This is a genomic window from Rhodanobacter sp. UC4443_H10, from assembly GCF_052978325.1.
On sequence record NZ_CM129668.1, the window covers coordinates 2,348,363 to 2,366,181 of the forward strand.

At 68.4% G+C, this 17,819-nt stretch carries 14 protein-coding genes; 13 read left to right on the forward strand and 1 reads right to left on the reverse strand.

Features of this window, described 5'->3' with window-relative positions; genetic code table 11:
• Positions 1 to 277 precede the first annotated feature (277 nt).
• The 6 genes from ACVCMB_RS10820 (at position 278) to ACVCMB_RS10845 (ending at position 7,607) form a co-directional block, all read left to right on the forward strand.
• Positions 278 to 1,162 (forward strand): 5'-nucleotidase, lipoprotein e(P4) family, encoded by an 885-nt coding sequence (locus ACVCMB_RS10820; RefSeq protein ID WP_395120449.1) that lies wholly within the window; start codon positions 278 to 280, stop codon positions 1,160 to 1,162.
• A 328-nt stretch (positions 1,163 to 1,490) separates the two neighbouring features.
• The gene (gene plsB, locus ACVCMB_RS10825; protein WP_447106909.1) at positions 1,491 to 4,139 is read left to right on the forward strand and encodes a glycerol-3-phosphate 1-O-acyltransferase PlsB; all 2,649 of its coding nucleotides are present in this window, start codon (positions 1,491 to 1,493) and stop codon (positions 4,137 to 4,139) included.
• Between the two features lie 31 nt (positions 4,140 to 4,170).
• Positions 4,171 to 5,529 (forward strand): amidohydrolase family protein, encoded by a 1,359-nt coding sequence (locus ACVCMB_RS10830; protein ID WP_447106910.1) that lies wholly within the window; start codon positions 4,171 to 4,173, stop codon positions 5,527 to 5,529.
• 215 nt (positions 5,530 to 5,744) lie between these two features.
• Positions 5,745 to 6,512 carry a bifunctional demethylmenaquinone methyltransferase/2-methoxy-6-polyprenyl-1,4-benzoquinol methylase UbiE gene (ubiE, locus tag ACVCMB_RS10835; protein ID WP_395120454.1) on the forward strand — a complete coding sequence of 256 codons (768 nt, stop codon included), beginning with the start codon at positions 5,745 to 5,747 and terminating at the stop codon, positions 6,510 to 6,512.
• A gap of 199 nt (positions 6,513 to 6,711) precedes the next feature.
• Positions 6,712 to 6,978, forward strand: a complete 267-nt coding sequence (locus tag ACVCMB_RS10840; protein ID WP_136259712.1) for a DUF2249 domain-containing protein — start codon at positions 6,712 to 6,714, stop codon at positions 6,976 to 6,978.
• Complete coding sequence (locus ACVCMB_RS10845; RefSeq protein WP_447106911.1) at positions 6,978 to 7,607, forward strand: hypothetical protein; 630 nt, start codon at positions 6,978 to 6,980, stop codon at positions 7,605 to 7,607. The genes ACVCMB_RS10840 and ACVCMB_RS10845 overlap by 1 nt, the downstream gene beginning before the upstream one ends.
• A 16-nt stretch (positions 7,608 to 7,623) precedes the next feature.
• On the opposite strand, the gene ACVCMB_RS10850 is transcribed toward ACVCMB_RS10845, so the two are convergent.
• Entirely contained in the window at positions 7,624 to 8,553 is a 930-nt protein-coding gene (locus ACVCMB_RS10850; protein WP_395120458.1) for a DMT family transporter, read from the reverse strand.
• A gap of 103 nt (positions 8,554 to 8,656) precedes the next feature.
• Between ACVCMB_RS10850 and ACVCMB_RS10855 the strand changes: the two genes are divergently transcribed.
• The 7 genes from ACVCMB_RS10855 (at position 8,657) to ACVCMB_RS10885 (ending at position 17,783) form a co-directional block, all read left to right on the forward strand.
• Positions 8,657 to 9,184: an Lrp/AsnC family transcriptional regulator gene (locus tag ACVCMB_RS10855; RefSeq protein ID WP_395121273.1), complete on the forward strand. Its 528-nt coding sequence runs from the start codon at positions 8,657 to 8,659 to the stop codon at positions 9,182 to 9,184.
• Positions 9,185 to 9,279: 95 nt separating this feature from the next.
• Positions 9,280 to 10,848, forward strand: coding sequence for a S10 family peptidase (locus ACVCMB_RS10860; RefSeq protein ID WP_447106912.1), 1,569 nt, complete (start codon positions 9,280 to 9,282; stop codon positions 10,846 to 10,848).
• Between the two features lie 16 nt (positions 10,849 to 10,864).
• Positions 10,865 to 12,418 carry a S10 family peptidase gene (locus ACVCMB_RS10865; RefSeq protein ID WP_395120461.1) on the forward strand — a complete coding sequence of 518 codons (1,554 nt, stop codon included), beginning with the start codon at positions 10,865 to 10,867 and terminating at the stop codon, positions 12,416 to 12,418.
• Positions 12,419 to 12,434: 16 nt separating this feature from the next.
• Positions 12,435 to 14,129 carry an acid phosphatase gene (acpA, locus tag ACVCMB_RS10870; protein WP_447106913.1) on the forward strand — a complete coding sequence of 565 codons (1,695 nt, stop codon included), beginning with the start codon at positions 12,435 to 12,437 and terminating at the stop codon, positions 14,127 to 14,129.
• Between the two features lie 21 nt (positions 14,130 to 14,150).
• The gene (pip, locus tag ACVCMB_RS10875) at positions 14,151 to 15,104 is read left to right on the forward strand and encodes a prolyl aminopeptidase (protein ID WP_447106914.1); all 954 of its coding nucleotides are present in this window, start codon (positions 14,151 to 14,153) and stop codon (positions 15,102 to 15,104) included.
• 101 nt (positions 15,105 to 15,205) lie between these two features.
• The gene (locus tag ACVCMB_RS10880) at positions 15,206 to 15,847 is read left to right on the forward strand and encodes a glutathione S-transferase family protein (RefSeq protein WP_447106915.1); all 642 of its coding nucleotides are present in this window, start codon (positions 15,206 to 15,208) and stop codon (positions 15,845 to 15,847) included.
• A 73-nt stretch (positions 15,848 to 15,920) separates the two neighbouring features.
• Positions 15,921 to 17,783, forward strand: a complete 1,863-nt coding sequence (locus ACVCMB_RS10885; protein ID WP_447106916.1) for a M1 family metallopeptidase — start codon at positions 15,921 to 15,923, stop codon at positions 17,781 to 17,783.
• Positions 17,784 to 17,819: the final 36 nt, after the last annotated feature.

Here is a 17,819-nt window from a genome sequence, read left to right on the forward strand (position 1 = left end):
ACCACCTCCCGTAGCTATCTCCGATCGCGAATCCGGTACGCCCGGACTCGCTCACGTGAAGCAGTCACTCGCGTTGCCGCTTCATGCCCGGCCATCGGGCAACCGCCCCAGCGTTGCCTCAACTCGGGCATCCCTGCCCTCGCCCTGGCCGGCCCGAGAGGCTGAAAATCCACAACCTCCCGGGACCCCGCGGCCACTGCCAGCCCCGCCGAAACCGTCATGTGGCTGTCGTAAACTCGGGCGCTTGCCCACGTCGCCCCGCCCCAAGGATCCGCGCATGCCACTTCGTTTGCCCGCGAGCCTGCTCGCGTTCGCCCTGCTGGCCGGTTGTGCGGCCACCCCACTCCGGCATCCCGAGGTCGTCTCCTCTCCTGCCGCGCCCGCGACCGTCGCCGCCAACGACAACCTCAATGCCGTGGCGTGGACCCAGACCGCGATCGAGCACGACCTGATTTACCTGCAGACCTATCGCGATGCCGAAGCGGGCCTGCTGGCCGCCCTGCAGGACCAAGGCTGGGATGCACTGGCCAAGGACGACCGCGCCGCGCCGCTTCGCGGCCTCAAGCCGGCCGTGGTGCTGGACATCGACGAGACCGTGCTGGACAACTCGCCCTACCAGGCGCGCCTGGTCAAAAGCGGCGGCGAGTACAACGAGGCCGATTGGGCCGCCTGGTGCAAGGAGGAGGCCGCCCGCGCGCTGCCCGGCGCAGTCGCGTTCACCCGCTTCGCCGCCCGGCATGGCATCGCCGTCATCTACATCTCCAACCGCGCCAAGGATCTGGACCAGGCCACCCTGGCCAACCTGCGCAAGGCCGGCCTGCCGGTGTCCGGGCCGGAGGCCTTCCTCGGCCTGGGCACCTTCGTCGAAGGCTGCGAGCAGATCGGCACGGAGAAGGGTTGTCGGCGCCAGCTGGTCAGCCGCAAGTACCGCGTGCTGATGCAGTTCGGCGACCAGATCGGCGACTTCGTGACGGTACTGGCCAACAATGCCGCCGGTCGCCACCGCGCCATGGCGCCCTACATGGACTGGATCGGCCGGCGCTGGTTCGTGCTGCCCAACCCCACCTACGGGTCATGGGAACCGGCACTGTTCAACAATGACTGGAGCGCGCCACCGGCGGAACGCCGGCGACAGAAGATCGACGCGTTGCGCTCTGAATAATATTCGTCAACAAAATCATGACTCTGCAAGACAAATGGAAAGTATTGCCTAAACTTTGACGAACCGGTAACATTTGCTCCGCCAACGCCTGCCGGGGATTCCTTGCGGGCAAGGCCATTTCCCTTCCGGCTCTGCCGGATTGCCCCGTGAGGCCCTCGGCCCGCGGGGTTTTCTTTGACCTGCACGCCGCGATGCGGCACGAGGCTCGCCCACACCCCTTGCCGCCGTGGGCCGAGGACCCCCGGCAACCGGTCCGGATGGCCGCCCCCGCGGCGCCGCCGACCGCCATCGGCGCGGATTGGACGACGCGGCCGGGTAGAATGGCCCGATGCCGAATACCACAATGGTGGACTCCACCGTACGTCGCCGCGCCCCTTGGTGGTTCAACCTGGCCGGGCAGTTGCTGCAGCCCTGGGTGCGCATCCGCCGCGACCCCGCCGAGCCGGCGGCGCTGCTGCAACCGGGCGTGCCGGTGTGCTACGTGATCGAGCGCGACGGCTTCTCCGACGCGCTGATCCTGCAGCGCGCCTGCCGCGAGGCCGGCCTGCCCAACCCGATGCAGCCGCTGGCCGGCACCCGCCGGCGCCGCTCCGTGTTCGCCCTGACCCGCCGCGACGGCTGGCTGTTCGGGCGCAGCCGCAAGCGCGCCGCCGGGGAACCGCTGCGCCAGCTGGTGCGCTCGCTCGAGGGCGTGCCCGACCTGGACGTCCAGGTCGTGCCGGTGGCGATCTACGTCGGCCGCGCACCCAGCCGTGAGACCGGCTGGTTCCGCGTGCTGTTCTCGGAAAACTGGGTGATGGTCGGCCGCTTCGGCCGCCTGCTGGCGCTGCTGCTGAACGGGCGCGACACGGTGGTGCACTTCTCCGCGCCGGTATCGCTGCGCAGCGTGCTGGATGAATCCGGCGAGATCGGACCGGAGCGCTTCGCGCGCAAGATCGCGCGGGTGCTGCGCATCCACTTCCGGCGCATCCGCGCCGCGGTGATCGGGCCGGACCTGTCGCACCGGCGCACCGTGGTCGACGCGGTGCTCGCGGCCGAGCCGGTGCGTGCGGCGATCGCCGCCAATGCCGCCAAGGAGAAGACCAGCCACGCCAAGGCCTGGCGCAAGGCGCACAAGATGCTGCTGGAGATCGCCGCCGACTATTCGCATCCGGTGGTGCGTTCGGCATCGTTCGTGCTGTCCAGTTTCTGGAACAAACTGTACGACGGCATCGCGATGCACCACTTCGACAAGGTCCGCGCGGTGGCGCCGGGTTACGAAGTGGTCTACGTGCCCAGCCACCGCAGCCACGCCGACTACCTGTTGATGAGCTACCAGTTGCACGTCTCCGGCGTGGTGGTGCCGCACATTGCCGCGGGCGTGAACCTCAACCTGCCGGTGATCGGGCCGATCCTGCGCCGCGGCGGCGCGTTCTTCATGCGCCGCAGCTTCACCGGCAATCCGCTGTACTCGGTGGTGTTCAAGGAATACATGGCGCAGCTGATCGACCGCGGCGTGCCGATCGAGTACTTCACCGAGGGCACCCGCTCGCGTACCGGGCGGCTGCTGTCGCCGCGCGGCGGATTGCTGTCGATGACCGTGCGCGCCTTCCTGCGCGCGCCGCGCCGGCCGGTGCTGTTCCAGCCGGTCTACATCGGTTACGAGAAACTGATGGAGGGCAACAGCTACATCGGCGAGCTCTCCGGCAAGCCGAAGGAGAAGGAATCCCTGCTCGGCCTGCTCAAGGGCCTGAAGGTGCTGCGCCAGCGCTACGGCCACGTGGCGCTGAACTTCGGCGAGCCGATCGAGCTGACCCCGCTGCTCGACGCCGCCAGCAGCGACTGGCGCAGCGCCGGGCTCGACCCGGAGGCGAAACCCGAGTGGCTCAATTCGGTGGTCAGCCAGCTGGCCGAGAAGATCCAGGTCAACATCAACCGCGCCGCCGACGTCAATCCGATCAACCTGCTGGCGCTGGCCCTGCTGGCCACGCCCAAGCACGCGATGGCCGAGAACGACCTGCTGGTGCAGCTCGACCTTGGCAAGGCGCTGCTGGAGGAACTGCCGTACTCCGACCGCGTCACGCTGACTCCGATGAACCCGGCCGCGATCATCGCCTACGGCGAGCAGATGGGCTGGATCGAGCGGGTGCAGCACCCGCTGGGCGACGTGCTCACCGTCAGCGGCGAAAAGGCCGTGCTGCTGAGCTATTTCCGCAACAACGTGCTGCACCTGATGGCCAGCGCGGCATGGGTCGCCTGCTGCTTCCTCAACAACCGGCGCATGTCGCGTGACGCGATCCTGCGCTTGGGCGGCATCGTGTATCCGTTCATCCAGGGCGAACTGTTCCTGCCGTGGGATGAGGACGGCTTCAAGGAGCAGCTGAAGGCGACGATCGAGTTCCTGGTGCGCCGCGGCCTGCTCGAATCCACCAACCATGGTCGCTCGCTGGAACGCAGCGCCGGCCAGGAAGACAGCGCCTTCCAGCTGCGGGTGATCGCGCGCAGCCTGATCCAGGCGTTCGAGCGCTACTACATCACCATCGCCGCGCTGGCCAAGAATGGCCCGCACACGCTGACCGGCGGCGAGCTGGAGAATGCCTGCACGCTCACCGCGCAGCGGCTGGGCCTGCTCAACGAATTGTCCGCACCGGAGTTCTTCGACAAGGCGCTGTTCCGCGGCTTCATCCAGAAATTGCGCGAACGCAAGGTGGTATGGACCGACGAGAACGGCAAGCTCGACTACGACCGCGCGCTGGAGGATCTGGTGCGCGACGCCCGCGTGATCCTGTCGCGCGAGGTGCGCCACTCGATCCTGAAGATCACGCCGGGCGGCGATCGCGAGCCGGCCGCGGCGCTGCCCGGTGACGCGTCGGCATCCGACCTGCACCAGCGCCACGTGGATACCGAGCAGCAGGAACACGAGCGGCGCACCGGCATCGACCGCCGCCAGGGCGACGCTGCAACACAGGAGCCCGCGCGCCGCGAAGGCGCCGAGTAGGATCAGCACACTGTCACCCGGGGGAACCACCATGACCACGACTCGCCACCTGTTGTTCGCCGCCCTCGTGGCATGTCTCCCTCTGGCTGCCGGCGCCGACGCGCCGGCCCGCGCCGATGCCGGCGACCACCGCGTCAGCGTGATCGAATGCGCGCGCCTGCTCGACCCGGCCGCCGGCAAGATGCTGGGCCAGACCACGCTGGTAGTGGAGGACGGCCGCATCAAGGAGATCCATCCCGGCACCGTCGACATCGCGCCGTACCGCCAGGCCGCCGGCACGGTGAGCTTCACCCGGCTGGCCGATGCCACCTGCATGCCGGGGCTGATCGACTCGCACACGCACCTGACGATGCAGTTCAGCAAGAGCACCTACAGCGACAAGTTCCGCCTCAATCCGGCCGACCACGCCATCCGCGGCACCGTCTACGCCAAACGCACCCTGCTCGCCGGCTTCACCACGGTGCGCAACCTCGGCGACGACGACAATGCCTCGCTCGCGCTGCGCAATGCGATCAACGCCGGCCTGGTGCCCGGCCCGCACATCTTCAGCGCCGGCAAGTTCATCGGCACCACCGGCGGCCACGCCGACCCCACCAATGGCTTCCGCTGGAACCTGCAGGGCGACCCCGGTCCCAAGGACGGCATCATCAACTCGCCCGCCGACGCGTGGAAGGCCGTGCGCCAGCACTACAAGGACGGCGCCGACCTGATCAAGATCATGCCCTCCGGCGGCGTGCTGGACGAAAGCTCCAGCTCCGAAAACCCGCAGATGACGCTGGAGGAAATCCAGGCCGTGGTCGCCGCTGCGCACGACTACGGCTTCACCGTGGCCGCGCACGCGCATGGCGCCGAGGCGATCCGTCGCGCGGTGCTGGGCGGCGTCGATTCGATCGAGCACGGCACCTTCATGGATGCCGACGACATGAAGCTGATGAAGGCGCACGGCACCTGGTACGTGCCCACCATCATCGCCGGCCAGTACGTGATGGAGAAGGCGCGCGAGGGCTGGTATCCGCCGCAGGTCGCGCGCAAGGCCGAGGAAGTCGGCCCGGTGATCATGGCCACCGCCGGCAAGGCGTACAAGGCCGGCGTGAAGATCGCCTTCGGCACCGACTCCGGCGTGTTCCCGCACGGCGACAACGCGAGGGAGTTCGCCTACATGGTGCAAGCCGGCATGCCGCCGATGTTCGCCCTGCAGGCCGCCACCACCCACGCCGCCGAACTGCTGCACAAGTCCGACCAGTTCGGCCGCGTCGCGGTCGGCCGCGGCGCCGACGTGATCGCCGTACCCGGCAATCCGCTCGATGACATCACCGTCATGCAGCACGTCGAGTTCGTGATGAAGGACGGCGTGATCTACAAGAAAAGCGGCGAGCCGACGCTTCAATAAAGTAACCGCACCTCTCGCGTTTGCCCCCTCTCCCCCCGGGAGAGGGTTGGGGTGAGGGTCCGCCTCAGGCCGGACCTACATCAAAATCGCGCCTCGACATGCGTTCTGGCGAGCACCTGCCCCTCTCCTCAATCCTCTCCCCGGAGGGAGAGGAGGCGAAAGCAAGAGGCGCGTTATCCAATTGAGGCGCCAGGGCTTGCTGTAGCATTGCAGGGATGAACGAGCAGCCGAAGTCCCCGCCCGCATCCACCACCCACTTCGGCTTCCGCGACGTGCCGGTGGGCGAGAAACAGAAGCTGGTCGGCCAGGTGTTCACCTCGGTCGCACGCAGCTACGACCTGATGAACGACCTGATGTCGTTCGGCACGCACCGGTTATGGAAGCGCCATTTCGTGGCGACCAGCGGCGTGCGCCGCGGCGACCGCGTGCTGGACCTGGCCGGCGGCACCGGCGACATCGCCGCGCTGCTCCATCCGGTAGTGGGCGAGACGGGCGAGGTGGTAGTCGGCGACATCAACGCAGCCATGCTCGACGTCGGCCGCGACCGGCTCACCGACCGCGGCCTGGTCGCCGGGCTGCGCTGGGCCCAGCTCAACGCCGAACGGCTGCCCTTCCCCGACAACTCCTTCGACGCGGTGACCATGGCCTTTGGCCTGCGCAACGTCACCGACAAGGATCAGGCGCTGGCCGACATCTGCCGCGTGCTCAAGCCCGGCGGCCGGCTGCTGGTGCTGGAGTTCTCGAAAGTGCAGAGCGAGGCGTTCGGCAAGCTCTACGACTTCCACTCCTTCAAGGTCCTGCCGCGTCTGGGCCAGCTGTTCGCCGGTGATGCCGACAGCTACCGGTACCTGGCCGAATCGATCCGCAAGCACCCGGACCAGCAGACGCTCAAGGGCATGATGGAGCGCGCCGGCTTCGGCAAGATCGAGGTGCGCAACCTGACCAACGGCATCGTGGCGATCCACCGCGCGTACAAGTTCTGAGAAGCAGTCAAGCAAGTGACTGCTCATGCGAGCGAGTCCGGGCCTGTATCGGACTCGCGATGGAAGAAAACCCCAGGAAGTGGTTTTTTTCGCCGGCTCTGAGCATCGCGCGCCACGGGGTTTGCGCCTGATCCAGGTCAGTGGCCGATGGCCATCGACGGCGTATGTTGGGGCGGTCTTTCCCACCATGAGTCCCGTCATGCCCCTCGATATCGAGACCGAGCCCAACACCCACCTGTTCGATGCCCGCGGCGTGGCCCGCCGTTTCCGCCATTCCGCGATCTTCGGCGCGATCGGCGTGCTGCGTTCGGGCGAAACCATGCGCTTCGTCAACGACCACGACCCGCTGCCGCTGATCGCGCAGTTGCGTGATCGCCTCGGCGACAACCTCACCGTGGCCTACCGCCAGCGCGAGCCCGGTGCCATCGTGATCGACTTCGGCATCACCGGCTTGCCGGACGAGTGATGGGCACCCCGGCTTTCTTCGACCAGGCGCCGCCGATCCCGATGCGCGATCCGCTGGCGGCGTTCCTGGGTGCGGCCGACGACGGCCTGCTCGACTACCGCTATATCGACGCGGTGCGGCTGGCCGGACACTCCTGCCCCACCGTCGCCGGCGCGTACCTGATGGCGCGTGCCGCGCTGCACGCGCTGTACCCGGACGGCCCCGCCGAGCGCGGGGGCGTCGAGGTGCTCATACCGGGGCCGGAGAGCGAGGGCGTCAACGGCGTGATCGGCCAGGTCTTTACCCTGATCACCGGGGCGGCCGGCACCAACGGCTTTCACGGCATTGCCGGACGCTACGCGCGCGAGTCGCTGCTGAGCTATGCCGACACCGCCGAGCACGCCGCCGTGCGGGTCCGCCGGCGCGACACCGGCGCGAGCGTGGCGGTGGAGCTGGATCTCTCGAGCGTGCCCGCACCGGCCAACCTGCGTCCGCTGCTCGGCGGCGCACTCGATCCGGCGGCCAGCGCGGAACAGCGCGCGGCATTCGGTCGGGCATGGCAGGAGCGCGTGCAATGCCTGCTGCTGGAACACGCCGATGACCCGGACGTGATCCGGCTGACCCGGCTCGACCACCCACCGATGCACTGAAGCGCGCCGGTCGTCCTCACGACTGCTCGCACGAGGACACCGGCAGCGCCGGGCTGGCTGCCGGCGGCGCTGGCCGCCGCCGTGCGTTGGCCAGCACCACGCCGCCGATGGTGATCGCACCACCGACCAGCACCAGCACCTCGGGCACCTCGTGCAGCCACAGCCAGCCGATCAGCAGCGCAATCGGCGGCGACAGGTAGATGAAGCTGCTGACCTGCGAGGCCGATGAGCGGTTCACCGCCAGATTCCAGGCCAGGTAACCGACGAAGGTCGGCGCGATGCCCAGCCACAGCAGCGCGCCGATGTGCGGCCACGAGGCCGCTGCCAGCGCCTGCGGCAGATGCCAGCCGAACGGCAACGCGCCGAGCGTGCCGGCGAACATCGCGAACGCGGTGACCCCGACCATGCTGCTGCGCGAGAACAGCGCCTTCTGGCCGACGAAGAAGACCGCCGAGACGGCCACGCACACCAGCACCAGCAAGGCGTGCGGATCGACCTCCACGCGCTGTCCGCTGGCGAATACCACCAGCACCGTGCCGAGCAGGGCCACCGCCAGCCCGAGCCACGTGCGTGCGGCCAGCCGTTCGCCGATCCACAGCGCCGACACCGCCGCCGTGGCCGCCGGCACCAGCGAGATCAGGATCGAGGCGGTGCCGCTGGCGATGCGCGTCTCGGCGTAGTTCAGGCACAGGTGATACACGGTCAGGCCAAGCACGCCGAGCAGGGCCAGTTGCGGCCAGTCGCGCAGCGCCGGCAATGGCACGCGCCTGATCCAAAGCAGCACGGCGAAGCACAGCGAGCCGATCAGCAGCCGCGCGAACGCCACCTCGCCCGGCGTGAACGCGGGCAATGCATAGGCGATCGCGGCATACGCCGACGACCAGGTGAGCAGGGCGATCGCGATGGCGAGCAGGGCACGGCCATCGAGACGTTGAGCGGTATCCATGGGGGGATTCTCCGGCGGGGAAGCGCGCATCCTAGTCCTGGCGATGGCGCCGGTGAATAATGCATCGCGGCGGAATCGCGATGTTTCGCCGCTGATCGAAATGATGAAAGAGGTTGTCACCTTGGAATCGAAACCGACCGATGGCCGATCCGCACTGGACGGCAAGGACTGGCAATTGCTGGAGGCGCTGCAGCGCGATGCGCGACTCGGTTTCGCCGAACTCGGCCGGCTGGTGCGCCTGTCCGCGCCCGCAGTGGCCGAACGCGTGCGGCGACTGGAGGATGCCGGCGTGATCAGCGGCTACCACGCCACGGTCAACCCGCGCCGGCTCGGTTATGCGCTGAGCGCGATGGTGCGCCTGCGCTGCGACGGGGCCACCTGCGCGCGCATCGGAAGCCTGGTCGAGGACATTCCCGAGGTGCTCGAATGCCGCCGCCTGGCCGGCGAGGACTCGGCCCTGCTGCACGTGGTGGCGATGTCCACCGGCCACCTCGAGTCGGTGCTCGACCGCCTGCTCAAGACCGGCGCCAGCAACAGCACCACCACCCTGATCGTGCTGCAGACGCCGCACGAGAACCGGCCCCTGACCCGCGCGATGTGGAACGCGGCGATGGCGATGTCGGGCGACTGATCCACCGGTCGCGCGGGGCGACCAGTACTTTTGTCACGGTCGCGCATCGACACGGCGTCGCATACTCGAACGCTGCTCGAACTCAGGGGAACCCCATGCGCCGCCTCGCTTCGCTATTGCTGGCCAGTGCCATCGCGCTCGCCGGCCTGCCCGCCGCCCATGCCGCCGACGCGGCGCCGGCCAACGCGTCATCCAGCGCCACCCACGACAGCACCGATCCGCGCATCCCCGCCCATGAAACGGCGGTGCGCACGCAGCACAGCGTCGCCATCGGCGGGCGCACGATCAGGTACACCGCCACCGCCGGCACGGTGATCATCCGCGACGACAAGCAGCAGCCGCAGGCCAGCGTGTTCTACGTCGCCTACACCGTCGACGACGGCAAGCCCTCGCAGCGCCCGCTGACCTTCCTCTACAACGGCGGCCCGGGTTCCTCCAGCGTGTGGCTGCACATGGGCTCGCTCGGCCCGGTGCGCATCGAGACGGCCAGCCCGCAGGCCACCGCGCCGGCGCCGTACCACCTGGTGGCCAACGGCGACAGCCTGCTCGACAAGACCGACCTGGTCTTCATCGACGCCGTCGGCGCCGGTTATTCGCGCCCGCTGGGCAAGGCCACCGGCAAGGACTTCTGGGGCGTGGACCAGGACATTTCCGCCTTCAGCCGCGCGATCGAGCGCTACGTCACGCTCAACCGGCGCTGGAACTCGCCCAAGTTCCTGTACGGCGAGAGCTACGGCACCACCCGGTCGGCCGCGCTGGTCGACGCGCTGCAGGACAAGGGCATGGCCTTCAACGGCGTGATCCTGATGTCCTCGATCCTCAACTACGCGATCCGCATGCCGGGCTACGACGAGAGCTACGTCGGCTACCTGCCCAGCTTTGCCGCCGCCGCGTGGTACCACGACAAAGTGCCTTCCAAGAGCGGCCCGAACAAGCCGGCCGAGCTGGAGGCCTTCGTCGACCAGGCCCGCGCCTGGGCGCGTGGCCCGTACGCCTCCGCGCTGGCACTGGGGCAGGATCTGCCCGCCGCACAGTTCGACGCGATCGCCACGCAGATGGCCGGCTTCACCGGCCTGCCGGTGCAATACATCAAGCAGGCGAACCTGCGCGTGAGCCCCAGCCGCTTCCGCAAGGAACTGCTGCGCGACCAGCGCCTCATCCTGGGCCGCTACGACGCCCGCTTCACCGGCACCGACCCCGATGCCGCCGGCGAAACGCCGGAGTACGACCCCTCCGACACCGGCATCAGCGGCGCCTTCGTCAGCGCCTTCCACGACTATCTTGCCGACCAGCTCGACTACCCGAGCCAGCTCGACTACCGCCCCACCTACGGCAAGATCATCCAGGGCTGGGACTGGAAGCACGCCGTCCCGGGCATGCGCCGCGCGCTGCCGCTGCCGTACGTGGCCGGCGACCTGGCGCACGCGATGCGCACCAATCCGAACCTCAAGGTGCTCTCGCTCAACGGTTACTACGATTTCGCCACGCCGTTCTTCATCACCGAGTACGACCTGGCGCACATGAACCTGGACCCTTCGCTGCGCGGCAATCTGTCGTTCGCTTACTACCCTTCCGGGCACATGATCTATCTCAACACCGAGGCGCTGCAGCAGCTCAAGCACGATCTCGCCCGCTTCTACGACCTTGCCGCGCCGCAGCGCTGATACGGAGCCTCTCGCCATGCGCCATTCCCTCATCGCCCCGCTCGCCTTCGTCCTGGCCATCGGCCTTGCCGCCCCGCTGCATGCGGCCGACAGCAACCCGCACGACAGCAAGTCCCAGGCCGACAAGGACGCCAAGAAGGACACGCTGCCGATCCCGCCCGAACGCAAGGTGGTGACCTCGCACAGCGTGCGCATCGATGGCCGCAACGTGGCCTACAAGGCCACCGCCGGCACCTTGCTGATCAAGGACGACAAGGGCCAGCCCACGGTCAGCATGTTCTACGTGGCCTACACCGTCGGCGACGGCAAGGCCGCGCAGCGGCCGGTCACCTTCCTGTTCAACGGCGGCCCCGGCTCCTCCAGCATGTGGCTGCACATGGGTTCGGTCGGGCCGGTACGGGTGGCCAACGCGGGCGACCAGCCGATCCCGCCGCCGCCGTACAGCACGGTGCCGAACGAATACAGCCTGCTCGACAAGTCCGACCTGGTCTTCATCGACGCGCCCGGCACCGGCTATTCGCAGCTGGTCGGCGCGGCCAAGGGCAAGGACTTCTACGGCATCGATCAGGATGCCGACGCGTTCGCGAAGTTCATCACCCGCTACGTCGGCGACAACCACCGCTGGAACTCGCCGAAGTTCCTGTTCGGCGAGAGCTACGGCACCACCCGCTCGGCGGTGCTGGCCAAGCAATTGCAGGACCAGGGCATGGAGCTCAACGGCATCGTGCTGATGTCCTCGATCCTGGACTTCAGCGTGTGGGCCAACACCGGTGTCGACCACGGCTACATCGTCAACCTGCCGACCGAGGCCGCGATCGCCTGGTACCACAACAAGGTACCGAACAAGCCCGCCGACCTGGCCGGCTTCATCGCCGCCGTGCGCCAGTTCGCCAGCACCGACTACACCCTGGCACTGGCCAGGGGCGACGCGATCACGCCGGCCGAGGCCGACCGCATCGCCACGCAGCTGAGCCAGTACACCGGCCTGTCGACGACGTACATCAAGCAGGCCAACCTGCGCATCGACCCCAGCCGCTTCCGCAAGGAGCTGCTGCGCGACCAGCGCCGCACGGTTGGACGTCTGGACGGCCGTTTCGAAGGCATCGACCCGGATGCCGCCGGCGAGACGCCCGACGGCGACGCCGCCAGCGATGCCGCCACCGGCGCCTACCTGGCCGCCTTCAACCAGTACGCCACCAGCGCCCTGAACTACACCGGCGACCACGCCTACCTGCCCAACAACTACGGCGTCATCAACCGCAACTGGGACTGGAAGCGCGAGCACCAGCGCTTCCCGCAGGCGCCGTACGTGGGCAGTGACCTGGCCGACACGATGCGGCGCAACCCGCATCTGAAGGTCTTTTCCGCCAACGGCTACTACGACCTGGCCACGCCGTTCTACGCCACCGAGTTCGACCTGGGCCACCTCAGCCTGGACCCGGCGATCAGCAAGAACATCGAGTACGGTTTCTATCCGTCCGGTCACATGATCTACTTCGATGTCGACGCCTTGAAGCAAGTGAAGGCGGATCTGGCGCGCTTCTACGACGAGGCCGCACCGCGGCCCTGACGGAGTCTCCCCAGCCATGACGGACAAGCCGAGCGCACCGCCCGACGCCGACGAGAACGCACCCCGCGACCCTGCCCGGCGCCGCGTGCTGGGCGGCATCGCGCTGGCGGGTGCGGCCGCGACGCTGGGCGGCTGTCGCATCGACGACGCACGCCACGCCAGTGCGCCGACGGGAGATCAAGCTGCGCTCGACGCGCTGCTGCGGCAGCATATCCAGCACGTGGTGGTGCTGTACGCGGAGAACCGCAGCTTCAACAACCTGTTCGCCGGCTTCCACGGCCTGGCGCAACCGCTCAAGGCGCTCGACTCGCCCGAGTACCGCCAGCGCGACCGCGACGGCAGTCTGCTCACCACGCTGCCGCCGGTGTGGAGCGGCATGGTGCCGCGCGAGCAGGTGGTCGGCGGGCGCCGCTACCTCATCGACGAGCAGGCCATCATTGGTTTGCCCAACCGGCCTTTCGCGCTGCGCACGCCCGATGGCGAGCTGCTGCCGCACGGCGTGATCACCCGCGACCTGGTGCACCGCTTCTACGAAAACCAGCTGCAGATCAACGGCGGCCGCAACGACGGCTTCGTGGCCTGGAGCAACACCGGCGCGATGCCGATGGGCCACTACGCCGACACGGCCCGCAGCCTGCGCCTGTGGCAGCTGGCGCGGCAGTACACCTTGTGCGACAACTTTTTCATGGGCGCATTCGGCGGCTCGTTCCTCAACCACCAGTACCTGGTCGCCGCGCAGCCGCCGTACTTCCCGCACGCCGACCAGAGCCCGGCGAAACTGCAGATCGCCCAGGTGCAGGGTGACGACCCCACCGGCATCCTGCCGAAGTTCGCCGAAGGCTCGCCGGCGAGCGCGATGCAGGGTCGCCCGGAATGGGCCTCGCGCGATGCCATGACGCCGGACTTCTGGGCGGTCAACACCATGGGGCCGGCCTATGCGCCGGGCTTCAGCCATGACCCGCGCGATCCGCGGCTGGCGGATGCGACCAGCCCGAACACGCTGCCCGCGCAGAGCCACCTGACCATCGGCGACGTGCTGTCGCAAGCCGGTATCGACTGGGCCTGGTATGCCGGCGCCTGGCAGCTGGCGCTCGACGGCAAGGGCGAAGGCGACCACAGCGAGTTTCCGCAGGTGCCGGATTTCCAGCCGCACCACCAGCCGCTCAACTACTTCCGCCAGTTCGCCCCGGGCACGGCGGCGCGTGCGCAGCATCTGCGCGACGCCGGCACCGGCAGCCGCGCCGACAGCAACCATTTCATTGCCGCGGTCGAAGCCGGCCAATTGCCGCCGGTGACGTTCTACAAGCCGCAAGGCAATCTCAACATGCACGCCGGCTACGCCAGCCTCGATGCCGGCGACGAGCACCTGGCGCAAGTGGTCGAGGCGCTGCAGCGCAGCCCGCAGTGGCCGAACATGCTGGTGGTGCTCACGGTGGACGAGAACGGCGGCTGGTGGGATCACGTGGCGCCGCCGAAGGGCGATCGCTGGGGCCCGGGCACGCGCGTGCCGGCGCTGGTGATCTCGCCACACGCGAAGCGGGGCTTCGTCGACCACACGATCTACGACACCGGCTCGATCCTGCGTTTCCTCACCCGCCGTTTCGACCTCAAGCTGCTGCCCGGACTGAAGCTGCGCGACGCATCGATGATCGCCGCCGGCGGCCCGCCGCCGGGCGACCTCACCGCCGCGCTGCAGTTCGCCAGCGCCTGACCCCCGCAGGAAACACCGACCATGCGCGAGCTGTACCCGGAGATCGAGCCGTACCAGACCCATCGCCTCCCCGTGGATGCGCTGCACACGCTGCACGTGGAGGAGTGCGGCAACCCGCTGGGCCTGCCGGTGATCTTCCTGCACGGCGGACCGGGCGCCGGCCTGTCGACCTATCACCGCCGCTTCTTCGATCCGGCGCGCTACCGCATCGTGCTGTTCGACCAGCGCGGCTGCGGGCAGTCCACCCCGTTCGCCGAACTCACCGACAACACCACCACGCACCTGGTCGCCGACATCGAGCGCATCCGCGCCTTCCTGGGCATCGAGCACTGGGTGGTGTTCGGCGGCTCCTGGGGTTCGACCCTGGCGCTGGCGTACAGCCAGGCCCACCCGCAGCACTGCCTGGGCATCGTGCTGCGCGGCATCTTCCTCGGCCGGCCGCAGGAATTGCGCTGGTTCAACGAAGTCGATGGCGGCGCACGGCAGATCTTCCCCGAACGCTGGGCGCGCTTCCGCGATTTCATCCCGAGCGACGAGCGCGGCGGGATGCTGGACGCCTACTGGCAGCGCCTGAACAGCACCGACGAAGCCACCCGCCTCGCCGCGGCGCAGGCGTGGAGCGCGTGGGAAGGCGGCAGCACCACCCTGGTGCACGACCCCGACGCCGGCGGCATCTTCGAAGACCCGCATCACGCAGTCAGCCTGGCGCTGATGGAAGCCCACTACTTCCGTCACGCGCTGTTCCTCGAACCGGACCAGCTGCTGCGCGACGTGCCGCGCATCCGCCACCTGCCGGCCACCATCGTGCACGGCCGCTACGACATCATCTGCCCCGCCGTCAGCGCCTGGGACCTCGCCCAGGCCTGGCCCGAAGCGACCCTGCACTTCGTGCTCGCCGGCCACAGCGCGGCCGACCCGGCCATCGTCGACCGCCTGGTCGAGGCCACTGACGCGCTGGCCGATCGGTACTGCTGACGACAGGCCGTTTCGGACCGGAACCGCGTCGGCGCAAGAAGCGGATGGCGCGCCCGGCGCGGTGACGCCAGAATGCGCGCCTCACCTCGATGGAGTTGCCGATGCTGACCCTCTACGACTACCTGCCTTCGCAGAACGCCTGGAAAGTGCGCCAGCTGCTGCATCATCTCGGCCGGCCGTATCGCACGCTGGAGGTCAGCATCTTCGAGGGCGAGGGCCGCAGCGAAAGCTATCTGCGCATCAGCCCGACCGGCACGGTGCCCGCGATCGAACTGGACGACGGCCGCACGCTGGCGGAATCGAACGCGATCCTGATGTACCTGGCCGATGGCACGCCGTATGTGCCGGGTGATGCGTTCGGCCGCGCCAAGGTGCAGCAGTGGCTGCATTTCGAGCAGGAGCGGGTGGAGTCGGTGCTCGGCGCGCTGCGGCACTGGACGCTGACCGGCAAGCTGGCGCAACGCGCACCCGCGCTGGTGGAGGCGAAGCGCCACGCGGCGCAGCGCACGCTGGAGATCCTGGAGCACGAGCTGTCGGAGCGCGACTTCATCGCCGGCGAGCGTTACACCATCGCCGACATCGCGCTGTTCGCCTACGGCAGCCGCGCGGCCGAGGCGGGCTTCGCGCTCGACGAATATCCCGCCATCCGCGCCTGGATCGCCCGAGTGGAGGCACAACCGGACTTTCTCGCCACCATGCATCCGTACGCGAGCGACCCGCATTCGGCAGGCGAGTTGCCCTGAGCTTTCGTCACAGGCGGCAGCCTGCGCGGCGGTGGCATACTCGGGGTTTCCCGGCCCGAGAGATCTCCCGCCCATGCGCCTGTTTCCGCTTCTTGCCTTCGGTACGCTGCTGTTGCCGGTGGCTGCCCAAGCCAACGATCCGAACTCCTACGCCCAGCCCGACCAGGTGCGGGTGACGCATCTGGATCTCGACCTCAACATCGACTTCCCGCACAAGCAGCTCGCGGGCCAGGCGACGCTGAAGCTGGATTGGCGCAACCCGCAGGCGCAGTCGCTGGTGCTGGATACGCGCGACCTGAAGATCGCCAAGGTCGAGGCGCTGGCCGCCGACGGCAAGGCCACGCCGCTGAAATACGCGCTGGCACCGCGCGACAAGGAGCTGGGCAGCAAGCTCACCATCACCGCGCCGAAGCATCCGGCGCAGGTGCGCATCGTCTACAGCACGGCACCCACCGCGTCCGGCCTGCAGTGGCTGACCCCGGCGCAGACGGCGGACAAGCGCGCGCCATTCATGTTCTCGCAGTCCGAATCCATCCACGCGCGCTCGTGGGTGCCGCTGCAGGACTCGCCGGCGATCCGCTTCACCTACGACGCGCACGTCAGCGCGCCGAAGAACATCCGCGTGGTGATGAGCGCGCTCAACGATGCGCAGCATCCGCTTGACGGCGATTTCAGGTTCGACCAGCCGCACCCGATCCCGTCCTACCTGCTGGCGATCGCCGCCGGCGACCTCGCGGTGAAGGAAACCGGCCCGCGCTCGGCCGTGTACGCGGAACCCTCGGTGGTGGCCAAGGCCGCGCACGAATTCGAGGACACCGAGAAACTGATCGAAGCCACCGAGAGGCTCTACGGCCCCTACGCCTGGGGCCGCTACGACATCCTGGTGCTGCCGCCCTCGTTCCCGTTCGGCGGCATGGAAAACCCGAACATGACGTTCGCCACCCCGACCGTGCTGGTGGGCGACAAGAGCCTGGTTTCGCTGGTCTCGCACGAGCTGGCGCACTCGTGGTCGGGCAACCTGGTCACCGCGGCGGCGTGGCGGGACATCTGGCTCAACGAGGGTTTCACCACCTACGTGCAGGGCCGCATCACCGAGGCGGTGTACGGCAAGAACCAGGCCGACGAGGAGGCACTGCTGTCGGCGCGCGCGCTGCAGAAGAGCATCGGCGCGATGGCCGAGAACGCGCAGAAGCTGGCGCCCGACCCGCGCGGCGTGGGCGCCGATGACTCGCTCTCCGACGTGGCCTACGACAAGGGCTCGTGGTTCCTGCGCACGCTGGAGCAACGCTTCGGTCGCGCCGATTTCGATGCCTACCTGAAGGGCTATTTCAAGCATTTCGCCTGGCACAGCATCACCACCGAGCAGATGCTCGACTACATGAAGCCGAACCTGATCGAGAAGTACCCCGGCAAGATGGGCTGGGCGGAGGTGCGCGAATGGGTCTATGGCAGCGGCATCCCCAAGGATGCACCGCTGCCCGAGTCGCCGAGCTTCGACGCGATCGACAGGCAGCGCGGCGAATTTCTTGCCGGCACGCTGGCGGCCGACAAGCTCGACGCGAAGGGATGGAACACGCAGGAGTGGATGTATTTCCTCGACCGCCTGCCCGACGCGCCGGCGCTGGACAGGATGCAGCAGCTCGACGCCGCCTGGCACCTCACCGGCACGCCGAACGCGGAGATCGGCATGCGCTGGTACAGCCACGCGATTGCCGCCGGCGACAAGGCGGTGTGGGATGCCGCCGCCGAGCACATGACCCGGATCGGCCGCATCTACCTCACCACGCCGCTGTACAAGGCGTTCGTGAAAACGCCGGAAGGACTGGCCTTCGCCGAGCAGGTCTACGCCAAGGCGAAAGCCGGCTACCACCCGCTGACCCAGCAGGTGGTGGAGGGCATCCTCGCCAAGGCGAAGCAGGCGGACAAGCCTGAGTGAGCCCGACCTCGCCCACCGACACGACCACGCCGCTGT

What these genes read in the sequence shown, in the direction of transcription:
- ACVCMB_RS10820 (WP_395120449.1), top strand. Translation starts at nt 278, where the DNA reads ATGCCACTTCGTTTGCCCGCGAGCCTGCTCGCGTTCGCCCTGCTGGCC.
- plsB (WP_447106909.1), top strand. Translation starts at nt 1,491, where the DNA reads ATGCCGAATACCACAATGGTGGACTCCACCGTACGTCGCCGCGCCCCT.
- ACVCMB_RS10830 (WP_447106910.1), top strand. Translation starts at nt 4,171, where the DNA reads ATGACCACGACTCGCCACCTGTTGTTCGCCGCCCTCGTGGCATGTCTC.
- ubiE (WP_395120454.1), top strand. Translation starts at nt 5,745, where the DNA reads ATGAACGAGCAGCCGAAGTCCCCGCCCGCATCCACCACCCACTTCGGC.
- ACVCMB_RS10840 (WP_136259712.1), top strand. Translation starts at nt 6,712, where the DNA reads ATGCCCCTCGATATCGAGACCGAGCCCAACACCCACCTGTTCGATGCC.
- ACVCMB_RS10845 (WP_447106911.1), top strand. Translation starts at nt 6,978, where the DNA reads ATGGGCACCCCGGCTTTCTTCGACCAGGCGCCGCCGATCCCGATGCGC.
- ACVCMB_RS10850 (WP_395120458.1), bottom strand. Translation starts at nt 8,553, where the DNA reads ATGGATACCGCTCAACGTCTCGATGGCCGTGCCCTGCTCGCCATCGCG.
- ACVCMB_RS10855 (WP_395121273.1), top strand. Translation starts at nt 8,657, where the DNA reads ATGAAAGAGGTTGTCACCTTGGAATCGAAACCGACCGATGGCCGATCC.
- ACVCMB_RS10860 (WP_447106912.1), top strand. Translation starts at nt 9,280, where the DNA reads ATGCGCCGCCTCGCTTCGCTATTGCTGGCCAGTGCCATCGCGCTCGCC.
- ACVCMB_RS10865 (WP_395120461.1), top strand. Translation starts at nt 10,865, where the DNA reads ATGCGCCATTCCCTCATCGCCCCGCTCGCCTTCGTCCTGGCCATCGGC.
- acpA (WP_447106913.1), top strand. Translation starts at nt 12,435, where the DNA reads ATGACGGACAAGCCGAGCGCACCGCCCGACGCCGACGAGAACGCACCC.
- pip (WP_447106914.1), top strand. Translation starts at nt 14,151, where the DNA reads ATGCGCGAGCTGTACCCGGAGATCGAGCCGTACCAGACCCATCGCCTC.
- ACVCMB_RS10880 (WP_447106915.1), top strand. Translation starts at nt 15,206, where the DNA reads ATGCTGACCCTCTACGACTACCTGCCTTCGCAGAACGCCTGGAAAGTG.
- ACVCMB_RS10885 (WP_447106916.1), top strand. Translation starts at nt 15,921, where the DNA reads ATGCGCCTGTTTCCGCTTCTTGCCTTCGGTACGCTGCTGTTGCCGGTG.